Consider the following 15988-nt stretch of genomic DNA (forward strand, 5'->3'; position numbering starts at 1 on the left):
ATACACATCTTCCGGCCATCTCTAATCATTATTCGCCTAAAGCGCACACTCTCAAGTCCGCGGTGCTAAAAGTATTTAACTACCTGTCCACGTCGCGGATCGGCCTTGGGCGCCTATGTCAATTTTTAGAGATGCCTTTTCCATCGAATTTGCAAATCGGCAGGGCCGATGGAGACGCCCCTGTGTAGAATGTGCTTTTTATTCTTACACACGCACCGGATTTGTAACCGATGCGAAACAATTATATATTCAAAATGAAGGACTTAGCGAGATTTTCTGGGGGACAGGCGAATCCTGCTGTGCTTGACCGGCCCCCGCAGGCGCCCGTGCAAGTCCGACTGATCACGATTTCCGGCGAAGAAGCAGAGCAGCGCATCGATAATTACCTGTTGCGCATATGTAAAGGCGTGCCGAAAAGCCATATCTATCGCGTCTTGCGTTCCGGCGAAGTCAGGGTGAATAAAGGTCGTGTCGACCAAACCTACCGCCTGAAAGAGGGCGACGTTGTTCGCGTCCCGCCTGTACGTATTGCCGAAAAAGCAACCCATTCGGTGCCTGGCGCGGAATTCGAGATTCTTCTTGAAGATTCCCATCTTCTGGTCATCAACAAGCCGGCCGGTGTTGCCGTGCATGGGGGCTCAGGAGTCAGCTATGGCGTGATTGAGCAGTTACGCGCCGCACGACCCGAAGCCAAGTTTCTGGAGCTGGTGCATCGCCTGGATCGCGAGACCTCGGGCATTCTGCTGCTCGCGAAAAAACGCTCGGCATTGACGAACCTGCATGAACAGATTCGGGAGGGGCAGCTCGACAAGCGCTACCTGACCCTGATTCACGGTGACTGGCAAAATGCCCGTCAGCATGTCAAGCTTCCTTTATTCAAGTACACCACACCGGAGGGTGAACGGCGCGTGCGCGTCCAGACGGATGGCATGCCTTCGCATACGATTTTCAGCCTGGTCCGGCGTTACGGTGAATTTGCGCTGCTCGAAGCCGAGCTGAAGACGGGCCGGACACATCAGATCCGTGTTCATTTGGCCTCCAGCGGCTTCCCCATCGTCGGCGATGAAAAGTACGGCGACTTCGGACTGAATCGCGCGCTGCAAAAGGCGGATGGTTCGCGAATTGCTCTCAAGAGAATGTTCCTGCACGCGCACCAAATTACTTTCCGGCATCCTGAAAGCGGCCTTCAGGTTACGCTGAAAGCGCCGCTGCCACAGGAGTGCATGAAGTTCTTGAAAAGTCTGGAACTGCCCAACAACTAAAATCGTTTAATTTCAGCAATCCAGATAAGGCAGTTGCACGCACTTCGACAAACATGGCAAAAAAGCAATTTGATTTAATCGTCTTCGACTGGGACGGCACGCTGATGGACAGCACCGCCACCATCGTTGCCTGCATCCAGGCTGCGGCAAAAGACCTCGGGCTGCCGGTTCCTGACAAGAAGCAGGCATCGTATGTCATCGGCCTCGGCTTGCAGGACGCGATGCAGGCCGTATTGCCGGGGCTGGATTCCAAATACTATCCACACATGGTTGAACGCTATCGCTATCACTATCTTGCCAAGGACAAGGGGCTGACACTGTTCGACGGCGTGCGCGAAATGCTGAAAGACTTGTCGCAACAGGGCTACTTCCTCGCAGTCGCAACCGGCAAGAGCCGCGTCGGCCTCAACCGGGCGCTCGATGCGGTCAACTTGTTATCGGTATTCGATGCCACCCGCTGTGCGGACGAAACCTTTTCCAAGCCGCATCCAGCCATGCTGCATGAGCTGACTCGCGAGCTTGGTCAAGACATTCAGCGTACGGTCATGATCGGCGATACGACGCATGATCTGCAGATGGCAATCAACGCGGGCGCCGCAGGAATTGCAGTGCATTACGGGGCGCATTCCGCGCCTGAACTGCAGGCGCTCAGTCCGACCTATGCCGCAGCATCTGTGTTTGAGTTGCACGCTTGGTTGAATGAAAATGCATAATTCGGAAATGGACGACGTTTTCATTCCAATTTGCGCATCCTCTGATCTGGCGGAGGGCGGAAAAGGCATTCGATTCCCCCTTACCGCCGGCGGGGAAGACGGCACCGGCTTTGTGGTCCGCTATGACAACGCGGTCTATGCCTATCTGAATCGATGTGCTCATGTGCCGATCGAGCTGGATTGGAATGAAGGGGAATTCTTCGAATCAAGCGGCTTGTATCTGATGTGCTCCACCCATGGCGCGATTTACACTCCAGAGAACGGACGATGCGCCGGTGGCCCGTGCCGCGGTGGACGCTTGCGACCAATTACCGTATTCGAAAAGGACGGCCAGATATTCTGGCGTCCCGACGATTACATCAAACCTGCGCGAGCTTGAGTCGCGCTGAATAACCAGAGCAAATTGCGATGATGGACAATAATTTCGAGCAAAACAATCAATCGACATCCGGCACGCCGTCACGCAAGGAAGGGTGGGAGCGCGACGTTCTGGAAAAACTCGCCCTCGCCACGCTGAACGAACAGCGCGCGCGACGGCGCTGGAACATTTTTTTCCGTTTTCTGACGCTGGGCATTATTGCCTTCGGCCTGTGGATTGCATTCGGCATGGCCAACAAGGAGGACGAAATCCTCGGGCCGCACACGGCTTTGATCGAGATTGACGGCACCATCGAAGCGGGCACCTCGGGCGCCGCAGATTCCGTGATTCCCGCTCTGGATCGCGCCTATTCCGAGGATAACGCTGTTGGCGTCATCCTCCGCATCAATAGCCCGGGCGGTAGTCCGGTACAAGCCGGCATGATCAACGATGAAATCGTTCGTCTTCGCAAGGAGTATCCACGCAAGCCTCTCTACGTCGTGGTCGATGAAATCTGTGCCTCTGGCGGGTATTACATCGCTGCCGCGGCGGACAAGATTTTCGTCAACAAGGCCAGCATTGTGGGTTCGATCGGGGTGCTGATGGACGGTTTTGGTTTTACCGGATTGATGGACAAGCTAGGCGTCGAACGGCGCCTGATGACGGCAGGTGAAAACAAGGGTTTCCTGGATCCGTTCAGTCCGCAAAGTGCAAAGCAGAAATCCTATGCACAGGAGATGCTGAATGAGGTTCATCAGCAGTTCATCGATGTGGTTCGACAAGGCCGCGGCAAGCGCCTGAAGGAAACGCCGGAAACATTTTCCGGATTGTTCTGGAGCGGAAGCAAGGCTGTCGAAATCGGCCTGGCGGATGGTTTCGGCACTGTGGATTCCGTCGCACGGGACGAACTCAAGGCGGAAGACATCGTTGACTATACGCAGCACGAAGGCCTGTCGGAGCGCCTCCTCAAAAAATTTGGTGGCGCAGTCGGCACTGCGGTAATGGCATCAATTTGGAGTAGTGCGGCGAAACCAGGTTTCCGGTGAGATGCGTAGTCCGGCGAGCGAGGGAACGCAGAACTCCTTCGCCTCGATTGCGCCTTGAAACTTGGCGGTCGTGACATATACTTTGCTTGTCTGATTCTGTTTCGATCCTGTCACGCATAAAAAGCACGTTTCGGGAAAAACTCACGAATCGGACGTACGATACCGCGTCTCGGACGCGGTTCCGAGAAGCTCCTGTCTTCTCGAAAACTGCCCAATCGGGCATGCAAAACGGCGGCGCAATACCGCCGTTTTGCGCGTCTGGCGCCATGCGTTTTTATGCGGCGAGCAGCAAGAATACGGTAGGCTTCTTGTGAAAATCCGGCGCTGTTCTGGCGGCTAGATCGGCTTTCCATTTTCCTGCAGTCTGGGTCCTGATTGATTCAGTCGCGAGGCTCAGATCGGTGGCGATGCAAACCAGGGTATTTGCATTGCAAGTCGCGACAATCGCCTCCAGCAAGGCCCCGTTTCGATAGGGGGTTTCAATGAATAACTGGGTTTGCCTTTCCGCTCGCGAACGTTCCTCCAGCGCTTTCAAGCGTTTCGAGCGCTGCGCTGCGTCGGTTGGCAGATATCCGTTGAAGGCAAAACTCTGGCCGTTCAGCCCGCTTGCCATAACGGCAAGCAGTATGGATGATGGGCCGACCAGCGGCTTGACTGGAATGCCATGGGAATGTGCCAACCGGACGAGATTCGCGCCAGGGTCAGCAACGGCCGGCACACCTGCCTCTGAGATCAGCCCCGCGTCTTGTCCTGCCTGCAATGGTTCCAGTAACTCTGGCAGGGTGGCAGCATCGGTGTTGACATTGAGTTCGCGGATCAGGATTTCTTGCAGCGATACAGTCAACGGGTGCTTGATGGCAATCAGCTTCAAATAGGCCCGTGTTGTCTTGGCGTTTTCTGCGACGAAATAGCGGAGCCCGGCGGTGACGGCCTGTACATGTTCCGGGATGCATTGCGCGAGAGGGTTTTCCTGTGAGACATCCGCCGGGCCCAAGATGTTTGGAATGAGATAAAGAGTACCGGGCATCGCTTTACTCGCCAAAAAAAGAAACGCCCGCATGGCGCAGCATGGTGGTGAGGGCGATGAGCGGCAACCCAGTAAGTGCAGTGGGGTCGTCGCTTTCGATTTTTTCGAGAATCGCAATGCCTAGCCCCTCGTTTTTTGCGCTGCCAGCACAGTCATAAGGCTGCTCGATGCGCAGGTAGGCATCCAGTTCATGATCCGGAAGATCGCGAAACATGACGAAGGTCTGTACATTCTGTATTTGTGCTGCCTTTTCGTCACCCTTGCGCCGCCCATCCCACAAGCACAATGCGGTGTGAAAGACGACTTGGCGGCCCCGCATCTTGCGCAATTGCTCAAGCGCGTTGGCGTGCGTGCCTGGTTTGCCGATTTGTTCGCCATCGAGAGTCGCTACCTGGTCGGAACCAATCACCAAGGCGTTCGGAGCTTGTTGTGCCACGGCAAACGCCTTCTCTTTAGCGAGCCGCAATGCGGTCGTTTCCGGCGCTTCTCCAATGTGCGGGGCTTCGTCGATTGCCGGCACCAAAATCTCGAACGGGAGACGCAAGCGGGAGAGTAATTCCTTTCGGTATTTCGAGCTGGACGCAAGGATAAGGCGAGGTAGAGCGGTCGAGGAAGGCATCTTTGCTGTCTTATTTGAATAATCGCCCAATAAAAGCAAGCTAACGCTTTGACGAATAAGGGAAAAGCCTGTTATTATCGCAGGTTTTCCGGGTTCGGCTTGTGATATGAATGCTTTTGTAATCGACGCGTTCGAATTCTGCCGTCTCAAAGAGCGTCGCGAGGGCGAAGTCGCGGTTGCTGATTTGCCCAGGCTGGCGGAGGAGTCGGCTGATCAGTCTGGTACAGTGCGGTGGTCGCTGCAGGGAGGAAGTAGTCCGCAGGGGCATCCGCAACTGGCGCTTTCAGTGGCAGGGGCAGTTAGTCTGATGTGTCAGCGTTGCTTGAAGCCGTTTGCCTTCGATATCGTTTCCGAATCGGTCCTGGTGCTCGCGCCGGATGAGGCAAGTGCGGATGAAATCGAAAATTCGCTTGATGATGAATCCGTTGAGGTCATCGTCGGAAGTCGCAATTTCGATGTCGCGCAACTGATTGAAGATGACGCTTTGTTGACAATTCCATTGTCGCCAAAACATGCGACTTGTCCGGATCAGCTGATGCCGGAAATGGATAAAGAGGCGGAAAAGGTATCGCCGTTCGCGGTGCTGAAAGGCTTGAAAAAATAGAGCTTTGTGCGGCGAAAGATGCTCGCCGAAAATCAATAAACGCAGCAGGAATTCCCGGTTTGCAAGAGATTGGCAGGCCGGATATGTTAAAATTTCAGATCTTTAGGTTTAGGAGTCATCATGGCCGTTCAACAAAATAAGAAGTCCCCGTCCAAGCGTGGTATGCACCGTTCGCACGACCACCTGTCCGTGCCGCCGCTGGCAGTCGAGCCGACCACTGGCGAGACGCACCTGCGTCATCACATCAGTCCGAATGGTTACTATCGCGGCCGCAAGGTCCTGAAGACCAAGAACGACGAGTAATTTCGGTCATTGTTTTTCGATAAAAAGCGGCGCGGGGAGTTTGACTTGGCGCCGTTTTTTCATATGCTGAAAAAACGTATTGCGTCATTTTGAATCGCACCGGATCTGGCCCGCCGGGAGCCCGCAGGCTCCGGAAGTTAGGGCGAGGTACTGAGTCAAAACAATGACAATCAAAATTTCTATCGACTGTATGGGTGGTGATAATGGCCCGTCAGTCACCATTCCTGCTGCCGTCTCCTTCGCTAATCACGAACCTGACGCCGAACTCATTTTGGTCGGCCTTGAGGATGTTATTCGTGCTGAGTTGAAAAAGCAGGACGCATCCACTCACCCCCGCCTATCCATCGTTAATGCGACGGAAGTCGTCACCATGGACGACCCGTTGGAGGTTGCCTTACGTCGGAAGAAGGATTCGTCGATGCGGGTTGCCGTCAACCTTGTGAAGGATGGCAAGGCGCACGCCTGCGTGTCGGCCGGCAATACCGGAGCGCTGATGGCGGTGTCTCGCTACGTGCTGAAAACCATTCCCGGCGTCGACCGTCCTGCGATCTGCTTTCCAATGCCGAATCAAAAGGACTCGCCGACCTATATGCTGGATCTTGGCGCGAACGTCGACTGCGAGCCGCAACATCTCCACCAGTTCGCACTGATGGGTTCCGCGCTGGTATCTGCACTGGAAGACAAACCGAAACCCACTATCGGTCTGCTGAATATCGGCGAAGAGGATATCAAAGGCAACGAAGTCGTGAAGCAAACGGCCGCGCTGCTGCGTGTCGATCACGAAAAAGGTGTTCTCAATTTCTACGGTAACGTGGAAGGCAACGACATTTTCGAAGGTACCACTGACGTGGTCGTTTGCGACGGCTTCGTTGGAAACGTGGTGCTGAAGGCTTCGGAAGGATTGGGGCGCTGGGTCAAAACGATCTTCAAGAGCGAATTCAAAAGCAGTCCGATCAATATTCTCGGCGCTTTCATCGCCCAGGGTGCGCTCAAATCGATTTCACAGCACATGAATCCGTCCCGCTACAATGGGGCCAGTTTCCTCGGTTTGCGGGGACTGGTGTTCAAAAGCCATGGCGGTGAAGACGCCTACGGATTCGAGTGGGCGATCAAGCGTGCGTATGACGCAGCAAATCATGATCTTCTCTCGCGCATAACCAAAACCATCGCGGAACTGATGCCGCAATCCGGTCCGAGCTCAGAACCTGAGGCCGCAAGCGCACTCACTGAATTAACCAAACAGAAAACGGCATGACTCTCTATAGCAAAATTATAGGTACGGGAAGTTATCTGCCACCCAAACGCGTCACGAATCATGATCTCGCCGCACAGTTGGCGAAAAAGGGGATCGAGACTTCAGATGAGTGGATCGTGTCCCGCAGCGGGATTTCGGCTCGCCACTACGCTGAACCGACCGCGCAGTCGAGTGACCTTGCGGTCGAAGCCGCGAAGCGTGCACTGGACATGGCTGGCCTGAGTCCGAATGATGTTGATTTGCTGATTCTTGCAACCTCCACGCCGGACCATTTCGGTGGATTTCCGAGCACCGCATGCGTCGTGCAGCGCAAGCTGGGCATCAGCAATGGTAGTCCGGCGTTCGACGTGCAAGCGGTGTGCAGCGGGTTTGTCTACGCGGTTTCAATTGCCGACAGTTTCATCAAGAACGGGGTGCACAAGAATGTACTGATCATCGGTGCGGAAGTGTTTTCAAGAATTCTCAATTTCGACGACCGCACCACGTGTGTGTTGTTTGGTGATGGTGCCGGCGCAATGGTCTTAACCGTCGCCAGCGAGCCGGGTGTACTGGCAACGAGGTTGCATGCCGACGGCCGCCATGGCGATATTCTATGTGTTCCGGGCAGCGTTAGCGGTGGCGCGATCGAAGGCAGCGCATTCCTGTATATGGACGGGCAAGCTGTTTTCAAACTCGCCGTCTCCGTGCTCGAGAAGGTCGCCAATGAGGCGCTCGACGCTGCCGGCATGAGCTCGTCTCAAATTGATTGGCTGATTCCGCACCAAGCCAACATTCGCATCATGCAAGGCACTGCGAAGAAACTTGGATTGCCGCTTGAAAAGATGGTGGTGACTGTCGACCAGCACGGGAATACGTCTGCTGCATCGATACCGCTGGCACTTGATGTTGCCATGCGCGACGGCCGCGTGAAACCGGGCCAAAACGTCATGATGGAAGGCGTAGGCGGCGGATTCACCTGGGGTGCGATCCTCGCACGCATGTAAACCTTTTTCATTAATCAAGCATGACAAAATTCGCATTCGTCTTCCCGGGCCAAGGCTCGCAAGCCATTGGCATGTTGAATGGCTTTGCCGATAACGCCATCGTCAAGCAGACGATCTCGGAGGCGTCAGATGTTTTGCAATTCGATCTCGGCAAACTGATTGCAGAGGGCCCGAAAGAAGAGCTCGACCTCACGACAAACACGCAGCCGGTAATGCTGACCGCAGCCGTCGCTTGCTATCGTGCGTGGATCGCTGGCGGCGGTAAGGCGCCGTCTATCGTTGCCGGACATAGCCTTGGCGAATACTCGGCGCTTGTCGCTGCAGGCGTGATTCCCTTTAAGGATGCGGTACCGCTGGTGCGGTTTCGCGCGCAGGCCATGCAAGAAGCGGTGCCAGTCGGGCAGGGAGGTATGGCGGCGATTCTCGGATTGTCGGATGACGACGTGCGTGCGGCCTGCGCGGAAGCGGCGGCAGGTGAAGTGGTAGAGGCGGTGAATTTCAATGCACCGGCGCAGGTCGTGATTGCCGGTCACAAAGCTGCGGTGGAGCGCGCTTGTGAAGTCGCAAAGGCTAAAGGTGCAAAGCGCGCGTTGCCACTACCGGTCTCTGCTCCATTTCATTCCTCACTCTTGAAGCCTGCTTCGGACCGTCTGCGCGAGTACATGCAAAACCTGGCGTTCGCGGCACCCCGGATTCCCTTGATTAACAATGTTGATGTCGCTATTGCACAAGATGTGTCCAGCATCAAGGACGCCCTAGTCCGTCAGGCTGCAAGTCCGGTGCGGTGGGTTGAAACAGTGCAAAAAATGAAGACGGAAGACATAACGCATGTCATTGAATGCGGCCCGGGCAAGGTGCTGGCAGGCTTGACCAAGCGTATCAATAGCGAACTGATCGGTGAGGCAATCGTCGATCAGGCATCTCTCGACAAAGTTTTGGAGCTTCTCAAGTGAATCTGGTTAATCAAGTGGCGCTGGTCACCGGCGCTTCGCGCGGCATCGGTCGTGCCATTGCGCAAGAGTTGGCGATGCAGGGTGCGAAGGTCGTGGGCACGGCAACGACAGAGGCAGGTGCTGCAGCAATTTCCGCGTATCTGGAAACGGTTCAACCTGGATGCGGTCGAGGTGTGGTGCTGAATGTCACTGATGCCGAGCGCTGCTCCGCCGTAATAGACGAGGTGCAAAAGGAATTCGGCAGCCTGTCGATCCTTGTCAATAACGCTGGCATCACGCAGGATCAACTGGCGATGCGAATGAAAGACGAGGAGTGGGATGCAGTCATTGCAACCAACCTCACTGCTGTTGCGCGCCTCTCACGCGGGGTTTTGAGGGGAATGATGAAGGCGCGGTATGGCCGTATCATCAATATAACCTCGGTGGTGGGATCGGCCGGCAATCCTGGACAAATGAATTACGCGGCAGCGAAAGCCGGTGTGGCAGGAATGAGCCGTGCTCTCGCACGCGAGATCGGCAGCCGTAGTATTACGGTCAATTGCGTCGCCCCCGGATTTATCGACACGGATATGACCAAGGAACTGGGCGAGCAACAAGTGTCTGCGCTAATGCAACAGATCCCGCTTGGCCGATTCGGCATGCCGGAGGATATTGCTGCTGCAGTGGCATTTCTTGCCTCTCCACAAGCCGGTTACATCACGGGTACAACGCTGCATGTCAATGGCGGCATGTACATGAGTTAAGCAATAATTAGACACAATTGGCTGAAGTTAAAGCATTATTCAAAACAAAAGCCAAAAGTGAATTTTCACTGCGCAAACCTGATAAAATGCGCGCACTTTCTGTAACCCACTGGAGGGATAATATGTCCGATATCGAACAACGCGTTAAGAAGATCGTCGCTGAGCAACTGGGCGTCGCCGAAGCCGACATCAAGAATGAATCGTCTTTCGTCGATGACCTCGGCGCCGACTCTCTTGACACAGTCGAACTCGTGATGGCACTCGAAGACGAATTCGAAATGGAAATTCCGGACGAGCAGGCTGAGAAGATTACGACGGTGCAGCAGGCGATCGACTACGCCAAGGCTCACGTCAAGGCTTAACATAGATTTGATTGAATCCAGGAGAACCGCTTGAGCCGCTCACGTGAACGTCGCGTCGTAGTGACTGGCCTCGGTTGCGTTTCACCCATCGGCAACACGGTCGCCGATGCGTGGGCCGCGCTTACCGAAGGCAAATCGGGCATTGCGACCATCACAAAATTTGACGCCACGCCTTTCTCCACGCGTTTTGCGGGTGAAGTAAAGGGCTTCAATATCGAGGATTACATTCCCGGTAAGGAAGCGCGCCACATGGACACTTTCATCCACTTCGGCATGGCTGCGGGGATTCAGGCTGTACAGGATAGTGGCTTGGCTGTTACCGATCAGAATGCCGAACGCATCGGCGTTATCATCGGGTCCGGTATCGGCGGCCTGCCGATGATCGAGGAGACGCATGCGGAACTGACAAATCGCGGACCGCGAAGGATCAGTCCGTTCTTCGTGCCGGCATCGATCATTAATATGATCTCCGGCCACTTGTCGATCAAGTACGGCTTCAAGGGCCCGAATCTCGCGATCGTGACGGCATGCACGACAGGTCTGCACTGCATTGGCGCAGCCGCCCGAATGATCGAATACGGCGACGCCGACGTTATGATTGCCGGTGGTGCCGAATCAACCATTTCGCCATTGGGTGTTGGTGGATTTGCCGCTGCGCGTGCGCTATCAGCGCGTAACGACGATCCTGCCACCGCGTCGCGTCCATGGGACAAGGACCGCGACGGCTTCGTGCTTGGCGAAGGCGCGGGTGTTATGGTCCTCGAGGAGTACGAGCACGCAAAGGCTCGTGGCGCGACGATCTATGCGGAGGTGCTTGGTTTCGGCATGAGCGCGGATGCTCACCACATGACAGCGCCGCTTGACGATGGCGATGGCGCGCGGCGGTGCATGATCGCGGCGATGAACAATGCACGGATCAACCCTGATCAGGTCGATTACGTGAATGCGCATGGCACGTCCACGCCACTCGGCGATCTGGCAGAGACTATTGCGATCAAGCGCGCTCTCGGTGAACATGCGAAGAAAACAGTCGTCAACTCCACCAAGTCGATGACCGGGCATTTGCTTGGTGGTGCCGGCGGACTGGAGTCGGTTTTCACCGTGCTCGCGGTACACAAGCAATTGTCGCCACCTACGATCAATATCTTCAATCAGGATCCCGCCTGCGATCTGGACTATTGTGCGAACAACGCGCGCAATATGCCTATTAATATCGCAGTCAAGAACTCGTTCGGCTTCGGTGGCACGAACGGGACGCTCATCTTCGGCAAGGTCTGATATCGCGCTTCCTTCCTCACAAAGAGGAGGGAAGCTGTCCTTGGCTTATCTTCGTCATGTCTATCGCGGTATCCGCCGTAGTACGTCCATCCCGGCTTTTGCGAACCATGCTTGGCACTATGTCGGCTGGTGGTATTCTCGTCGGCGCTGCAATCGGCGCCGGTTGGATCGGTGATCTATCTGCCCTGGCTCGATTCGTAATGGCAGTCGTCACGATTTTCCTGTCATTTTTTGGGTTTTATCATGGCGCGCAATACCGAAAACCCATACATATTGATATCACCGGAACAGGACAGTTGCGATTGACTGAAGTGAGCGCCGAAAGGCCTTGCGCAGAAGCCGACTGGCCGCATCTTAGGGAGAATGGCGATGTCGTTCACTTATTGAGAGGAACGACATTGTGGCCGTATTTGCTTCTGCTGCATGTGCAGAACGAACACGGTGTGAAAAGATCTTTGGCTATCTTGCCGGATTGCGTGTCGAAGGATAGTTTTCGGGCATTGTCGGTGGCGTGCCGATGGATGATGGGGCAGGCACACAACCCCAAAAATTCTAGAAAATGTTCGAAATAAATTGAACTTCTTGCATTTCCTACAGTCAACTACTCTAGCCGCGCATATGTTGCAACGAAACAAGGGAACGGGGATTGACGACAGAACGCGACATTGATCAACTGCTTGTCGAGCGTGTTCAGCGCGGCGATAAAAAAGCGTTCGAGCTCTTGGTTACCAAGTATCAACGGAAACTGATGCGGCTCGTGTCGCGGCTTGTGCGCGACCAGGCTGAAGCGGAAGACGTAGTGCAGGAAGCCTTCATCAAGGCATATCGTGCATTGCCGCAGTTCCGTGGAGACTCTGCTTTTTATACGTGGTTGTACCGGATAGGTATTAATACTGCGAAAAACTACCTGGTTACGCAGGGGAGGCGCGCGCCTACATCGACCGAAGCGGATGCCGAAGAAGCAGAAACTTTTGATGACGGTGAGCACCTAAGGGACATCAATACGCCTGAGTCGATGCTCGCGACGAAACAGATCGCTGAGACGGTGAATGTGGCAATGGATGCACTGCCTGATGAGCTTCGCATTGCAATTACGTTGCGTGAAATCGAAGGGTTGAGCTACGATGAAATCGCGGAAGCAATGGGATGCCCGATAGGAACCGTACGAAGCCGGATTTTTCGGGCTCGTGAAGCTATCGCAGAAAAGTTGAGACCATTGCTTGGTACTGCAATAGACAAACGTTGGTAGTGGACGAGACGAATAGACAAGGTTCTTTGTGATGAAAACGAGGGTTGGCGCAGCCCGAACGAGGTAGTGATGAATACGAATGAAATAACTCGGGAACAGATTTCTGCACTTGCCGATGGGGAGTTGGCTAACCAGCAGCTGGATATGGCGTTGGCGGCATTGCGGCAAGCGGAAGGGCGGGCGGATTGGGAGGTCTATCATCAGATCGGCGACGTATTGCGCTCCGTCGATATGGCTGCACCGTTGAGTGCCGGCTTTTCTGCACGCATGGCCATGCGACTGGAAGCCGAGCCGACAATCGTCGCCCCCGGTTTGATCGCCTGCAACATTGATGAGCGTCCGGCTTCTTTGCTGCAGCCACGCTCGATAACGAAACGGTGGACAGTGCCGAGCATGGTTGCTGCAGCCGCCGTTGCTGCAGTGGCATTTGTCACGACGCCACAGTTGATAGTGGCCATCAAAGGCCGGCCCGATGGCGCTGCGGATTCCGCAGTTGTCGCCGGATCATCGGCTGTGCAAGGTTCGGTGATTGCAGCATCGGCTCCTGAAGGTGTCGTCCTGCGCGATCCGCGTATCGATGATTATCTGTTGGCGCATCAACGCTTCTCTCCTTCCGTGTTCAGCACAGCGCAATACGCACGTTCGGCTACCTTTTCCAATAAATGATTCATATGCGGCAAACACTTGTTTTATTTCGGTTTGTCGTTGCTCTGTCTTTTTTCTGGGGATTGTCGGCACAAGCCGAGAATCCCGAACCGCTGGCAGAAGGACGGGAGGCTCAGTCGTGGTTGAAGAGAATTCAGTCATCGGCGCAGAGGCTCAACTATTCCGGAACGTTTGTTTATCAGCAGGGCAATCAGATGCGCACTTCGCGTATCACGCATGTTGTAAGCGGAAAAAACGAAGTTGAGAAGCTCGAGATCCTGGACGGCAAACCGCGGGAGTACATTCGCAATAACGAAGAGATTGTCTGCTACGTTCCGGAGACAAAAACGCTTCTGGTCGAAAAGCGCGTAACGCACGACATTTTTCCCGCAATACTGGCTGCCAATCCTGCTGATCTGACGCAGTTCTATGACGTCAGGAAGGCTGAAGCCGGGCGAGTCGCAGGGCACGACTGTCAGTCAATCGTGCTTGAGCCGAAAGATAACCTCCGCTACGGTTACAAGCTTTGGGCAGATAAATCCTCGGGCTTGCTACTTCGCGCCCAAACCTTGAATGAAAAGCGCGAAGCTGTCGAGCAGATTTCCTTTACCCAGATTTCGATCGGCAATATCGACCGTACGCAGGTAAAACCGAGCATATCGAATACCAGCGGCTGGCATGTCGAGAACGCGGAGATGACTCAGGTGAATCTCTCAGGATGGACGGTAAAGTTTCTTCCGCCGGGATTCAAGAAGATTCGTGAAGTCAAGCGCATGGTATCGGATCACCCGCAGTCAGCGGGCGCATCTGCGAGCGCAACGCCGAATCAGCGCGAGGTCTCGCAGATGGTTTTTTCGGACGGGCTAGCGGCGATTTCGGTTTTTATCGAGCCGGGATCTCAGAGTCGAACCGAAGGATCGATTCAACAGGGAGCATTGAATATCGTTGGTAAGCGTCAGGGCGATTTTTGGCTTACCATCGTTGGAGAAGTGCCGTCAGCGGCAATCAAGCAAGTCGCCAATTCGATTGAATTCAAACCAAAATAGCTAAAAGAAACAGGATTCTATGAAAACAACGCCTTTTGTCCGCAACACTGTTCTGGCAGTCTTTCTGACGGCTGCTGCCGCATTGATCGATTCGTCGGCGTTCGGTATCGTCATTTCATCCGCGCATGCCGCCTCCGTTGCAGGATTGCCGGATTTTGCCGACCTTGCAGAGAAAACCGGACCTGCCGTAGTCAATATCCGCACAACGGAGAAAGTCAAGCCCGGTCAAGGGGCAATCCCTGGCGGAGATGATGAAGAAATGCAGGAATTTTTCCGTCGCTTCTTCGGCGTTCCCATCCCGCGCCAGCAGCAACCAGATCGTTCACCGCGTAACCGGAAACAAGCCCCTCAACAAGAAGAGGAAGTGCCGCGCGGCGTCGGTTCTGGTTTCATCATTTCCGGCGATGGATTCATTCTCACCAACGCGCATGTTGTGGACGGCGCTGATGAAGTGTATGTGACGCTGACCGACAAGCGCGAGTTCAAGGCAAAGATTGTCGGTGTGGACAAACGCACTGATGTGGCAGTGGTCAAGATCGAAGGATCGAGTTTGCCGCGCTTGACGATCGGAGATCCGAACAAACTGCGTGTCGGCGAATGGGTGATCGCGATCGGTTCGCCTTTTGGATTGGACAATACCGTGACGGCCGGGATTATCTCGGCCAAGGCTCGCGATACAGGTGAATATCTTCCCCTGATCCAAACCGACGTTGCGGTCAATCCGGGTAATTCGGGCGGCCCGTTGATCAATATGCGCGGAGAAGTTGTTGGAATTAACTCGCAGATTTATAGCCGCTCTGGTGGCTATATGGGCATCTCCTTCGCTGTGCCGATTGACGAGGCGATGCGTGTTGCTGAACAGCTGAGAACGACAGGTCGCGTTACGCGCGGCCGCATAGGTGTGCAAATCGGTGAGGTGACAAAGGATGTCGCGGAATCGCTGGGCTTGCCGCATGCACAGGGTGCGTTGATTCAGCGGGTGGAGTCGGGTGGGCCCGCAGAGAAGGGCGGATTGGAAGCCGGCGACATTATCTTGAAATTTAACGGAACTCCGATCGAAAAGGCCACGGACCTGCCTCGTATGGTTGGGGCAACCAAGCCGGGTACGCGCTCTACGTTGACGATTTGGCGCAAGGGTGCAACCAAGGATGTGGCCTTGACGGTCGCAGAGTTGGAGCCCGAAAAAACTGCCAAGAAAGAGGAGCGCAAAGCAAAACCCGAGCAGACGCCAAATGCTTTGGGTCTGGTGGTCAGCGATTTGACAGAGGCTCAGAAGAAGGAGCTCAAGGTCGATGGTGGTGTGATTGTCGATGCTTCCGAGGGGCCTTCGGCGCGAGTTGGTCTGCGCGCTGGCGACGTTATTCTGAGATTGAACAACAGTGACGTGAAGGACGCAAAGCAGTTCAATTCACTTGTTGCTCGATTGGAGCCGAAGAAGATGGCCGTACTGCTGGTGCGACGCGGAGACGCGTCGCAGTTTGTGCCGATCAGGCCGAACGGGCAGTAAAGACAGAATCTGTTGAAAGCCGCAATCCTGTTAGG

19 protein-coding genes are annotated in these 15988 nt (G+C 54.8%); 17 read left to right on the forward strand and 2 right to left on the reverse strand.

Annotation, left to right across the window (positions count from 1 at the left end; all coding sequences use genetic code 11):
* Positions 1-254 precede the first annotated feature (254 nt).
* The 4 genes from VJ651_RS06775 to VJ651_RS06790 are packed head-to-tail and all read left to right on the forward strand — an operon-like array spanning position 255 to position 3379.
* Positions 255-1262: an RluA family pseudouridine synthase gene (locus VJ651_RS06775; protein WP_324106784.1), complete on the forward strand. Its 1008-nt coding sequence runs from the start codon at positions 255-257 to the stop codon at positions 1260-1262.
* Between the two features lie 53 nt (positions 1263-1315).
* Positions 1316-1975 carry an HAD-IIIA family hydrolase gene (locus VJ651_RS06780; protein ID WP_324106785.1) on the forward strand — a complete coding sequence of 220 codons (660 nt, stop codon included), beginning with the start codon at positions 1316-1318 and terminating at the stop codon, positions 1973-1975.
* Between the two features lie 7 nt (positions 1976-1982).
* Positions 1983-2354 (forward strand): Rieske (2Fe-2S) protein, encoded by a 372-nt coding sequence (locus VJ651_RS06785; RefSeq protein WP_324106712.1) that lies wholly within the window; start codon positions 1983-1985, stop codon positions 2352-2354.
* 32 nt (positions 2355-2386) lie between these two features.
* A complete protein-coding gene (locus VJ651_RS06790) occupies positions 2387-3379 on the forward strand; it encodes a S49 family peptidase (RefSeq protein ID WP_414691316.1) in 993 nt (330 codons plus the stop codon).
* 274 nt (positions 3380-3653) lie between these two features.
* Here VJ651_RS06790 and VJ651_RS06795 read toward each other — a convergent pair whose 3' ends face one another.
* Together VJ651_RS06795 and VJ651_RS06800 are read right to left on the reverse strand one after the other, a co-directional pair.
* Positions 3654-4406, reverse strand: a complete 753-nt coding sequence (locus VJ651_RS06795; RefSeq protein ID WP_324106714.1) for an SAM-dependent methyltransferase — start codon at positions 4404-4406, stop codon at positions 3654-3656.
* 4 nt (positions 4407-4410) lie between these two features.
* Positions 4411-5025, reverse strand: a complete 615-nt coding sequence (locus tag VJ651_RS06800; RefSeq protein ID WP_324106715.1) for a Maf-like protein — start codon at positions 5023-5025, stop codon at positions 4411-4413.
* Between the two features lie 106 nt (positions 5026-5131).
* Between VJ651_RS06800 and VJ651_RS06805 the strand changes: the two genes are divergently transcribed.
* The 13 genes from VJ651_RS06805 (at position 5132) to VJ651_RS06865 (ending at position 15953) form a co-directional block, all read left to right on the forward strand.
* Positions 5132-5629 carry a YceD family protein gene (locus VJ651_RS06805; protein ID WP_324106716.1) on the forward strand — a complete coding sequence of 166 codons (498 nt, stop codon included), beginning with the start codon at positions 5132-5134 and terminating at the stop codon, positions 5627-5629.
* Between the two features lie 120 nt (positions 5630-5749).
* Positions 5750-5932 (forward strand): 50S ribosomal protein L32, encoded by a 183-nt coding sequence (gene rpmF / locus VJ651_RS06810; RefSeq protein WP_057293158.1) that lies wholly within the window; start codon positions 5750-5752, stop codon positions 5930-5932.
* A 163-nt stretch (positions 5933-6095) separates the two neighbouring features.
* Positions 6096-7187 carry a phosphate acyltransferase PlsX gene (gene plsX, locus VJ651_RS06815; protein WP_324106717.1) on the forward strand — a complete coding sequence of 364 codons (1092 nt, stop codon included), beginning with the start codon at positions 6096-6098 and terminating at the stop codon, positions 7185-7187.
* Positions 7184-8170, forward strand: coding sequence for a beta-ketoacyl-ACP synthase III (locus VJ651_RS06820; RefSeq protein ID WP_324106718.1), 987 nt, complete (start codon positions 7184-7186; stop codon positions 8168-8170). Before plsX ends, VJ651_RS06820 begins: the two co-directional genes overlap by 4 nt.
* A 20-nt stretch (positions 8171-8190) precedes the next feature.
* Positions 8191-9123, forward strand: coding sequence for an ACP S-malonyltransferase (gene fabD / locus VJ651_RS06825; protein WP_324106720.1), 933 nt, complete (start codon positions 8191-8193; stop codon positions 9121-9123).
* Complete coding sequence (gene fabG / locus VJ651_RS06830) at positions 9120-9866, forward strand: 3-oxoacyl-ACP reductase FabG (RefSeq protein ID WP_324106722.1); 747 nt, start codon at positions 9120-9122, stop codon at positions 9864-9866. The genes fabD and fabG overlap by 4 nt, the downstream gene beginning before the upstream one ends.
* A 122-nt stretch (positions 9867-9988) precedes the next feature.
* Entirely contained in the window at positions 9989-10228 is a 240-nt protein-coding gene (gene acpP / locus VJ651_RS06835) for an acyl carrier protein (RefSeq protein ID WP_040041346.1), read from the forward strand.
* A gap of 30 nt (positions 10229-10258) precedes the next feature.
* Complete coding sequence (gene fabF, locus VJ651_RS06840; protein WP_324106723.1) at positions 10259-11506, forward strand: beta-ketoacyl-ACP synthase II; 1248 nt, start codon at positions 10259-10261, stop codon at positions 11504-11506.
* Positions 11507-11562: 56 nt separating this feature from the next.
* A complete protein-coding gene (locus VJ651_RS06845; protein ID WP_324106724.1) occupies positions 11563-12078 on the forward strand; it encodes a protein YgfX in 516 nt (171 codons plus the stop codon).
* Between the two features lie 74 nt (positions 12079-12152).
* Entirely contained in the window at positions 12153-12755 is a 603-nt protein-coding gene (gene rpoE, locus VJ651_RS06850) for an RNA polymerase sigma factor RpoE (RefSeq protein WP_040041344.1), read from the forward strand.
* Between the two features lie 69 nt (positions 12756-12824).
* On the forward strand, positions 12825-13421 hold the full coding sequence (locus VJ651_RS06855) for a sigma-E factor negative regulatory protein (protein WP_324106725.1): 597 nt from the start codon (positions 12825-12827) through the stop codon (positions 13419-13421).
* 5 nt (positions 13422-13426) lie between these two features.
* Positions 13427-14446: a MucB/RseB C-terminal domain-containing protein gene (locus VJ651_RS06860; RefSeq protein WP_324106726.1), complete on the forward strand. Its 1020-nt coding sequence runs from the start codon at positions 13427-13429 to the stop codon at positions 14444-14446.
* A gap of 19 nt (positions 14447-14465) precedes the next feature.
* The gene (locus tag VJ651_RS06865; RefSeq protein ID WP_324106727.1) at positions 14466-15953 is read left to right on the forward strand and encodes a DegQ family serine endoprotease; all 1488 of its coding nucleotides are present in this window, start codon (positions 14466-14468) and stop codon (positions 15951-15953) included.
* The last annotated feature ends 35 nt before the right edge of the window (positions 15954-15988 follow it).

It is taken from the genome of Noviherbaspirillum sp. (genome assembly GCF_035254865.1).
Taxonomy (GTDB): domain Bacteria; phylum Pseudomonadota; class Gammaproteobacteria; order Burkholderiales; family Burkholderiaceae_D; genus Noviherbaspirillum.

Excerpts from the sequence above, each read along its gene's own strand:
- VJ651_RS06855 (WP_324106725.1), top strand. The coding sequence starts at position 12,825 with ATGAATACGAATGAAATAACTCGGGAACAGATTTCTGCACTTGCCGAT.
- fabD (WP_324106720.1), top strand. The coding sequence starts at position 8,191 with ATGACAAAATTCGCATTCGTCTTCCCGGGCCAAGGCTCGCAAGCCATT.
- VJ651_RS06785 (WP_324106712.1), top strand. The coding sequence starts at position 1,983 with ATGGACGACGTTTTCATTCCAATTTGCGCATCCTCTGATCTGGCGGAG.
- VJ651_RS06775 (WP_324106784.1), top strand. The coding sequence starts at position 255 with ATGAAGGACTTAGCGAGATTTTCTGGGGGACAGGCGAATCCTGCTGTG.
- acpP (WP_040041346.1), top strand. The coding sequence starts at position 9,989 with ATGTCCGATATCGAACAACGCGTTAAGAAGATCGTCGCTGAGCAACTG.
- VJ651_RS06845 (WP_324106724.1), top strand. The coding sequence starts at position 11,563 with ATGTCTATCGCGGTATCCGCCGTAGTACGTCCATCCCGGCTTTTGCGA.
- VJ651_RS06800 (WP_324106715.1), bottom strand. The coding sequence starts at position 5,025 with ATGCCTTCCTCGACCGCTCTACCTCGCCTTATCCTTGCGTCCAGCTCG.
- rpmF (WP_057293158.1), top strand. The coding sequence starts at position 5,750 with ATGGCCGTTCAACAAAATAAGAAGTCCCCGTCCAAGCGTGGTATGCAC.
- VJ651_RS06795 (WP_324106714.1), bottom strand. The coding sequence starts at position 4,406 with ATGCCCGGTACTCTTTATCTCATTCCAAACATCTTGGGCCCGGCGGAT.
- VJ651_RS06820 (WP_324106718.1), top strand. The coding sequence starts at position 7,184 with ATGACTCTCTATAGCAAAATTATAGGTACGGGAAGTTATCTGCCACCC.
- VJ651_RS06860 (WP_324106726.1), top strand. The coding sequence starts at position 13,427 with ATGCGGCAAACACTTGTTTTATTTCGGTTTGTCGTTGCTCTGTCTTTT.
- VJ651_RS06805 (WP_324106716.1), top strand. The coding sequence starts at position 5,132 with ATGAATGCTTTTGTAATCGACGCGTTCGAATTCTGCCGTCTCAAAGAG.
- VJ651_RS06790 (WP_414691316.1), top strand. The coding sequence starts at position 2,387 with ATGGACAATAATTTCGAGCAAAACAATCAATCGACATCCGGCACGCCG.
- plsX (WP_324106717.1), top strand. The coding sequence starts at position 6,096 with ATGACAATCAAAATTTCTATCGACTGTATGGGTGGTGATAATGGCCCG.
- VJ651_RS06865 (WP_324106727.1), top strand. The coding sequence starts at position 14,466 with ATGAAAACAACGCCTTTTGTCCGCAACACTGTTCTGGCAGTCTTTCTG.
- VJ651_RS06780 (WP_324106785.1), top strand. The coding sequence starts at position 1,316 with ATGGCAAAAAAGCAATTTGATTTAATCGTCTTCGACTGGGACGGCACG.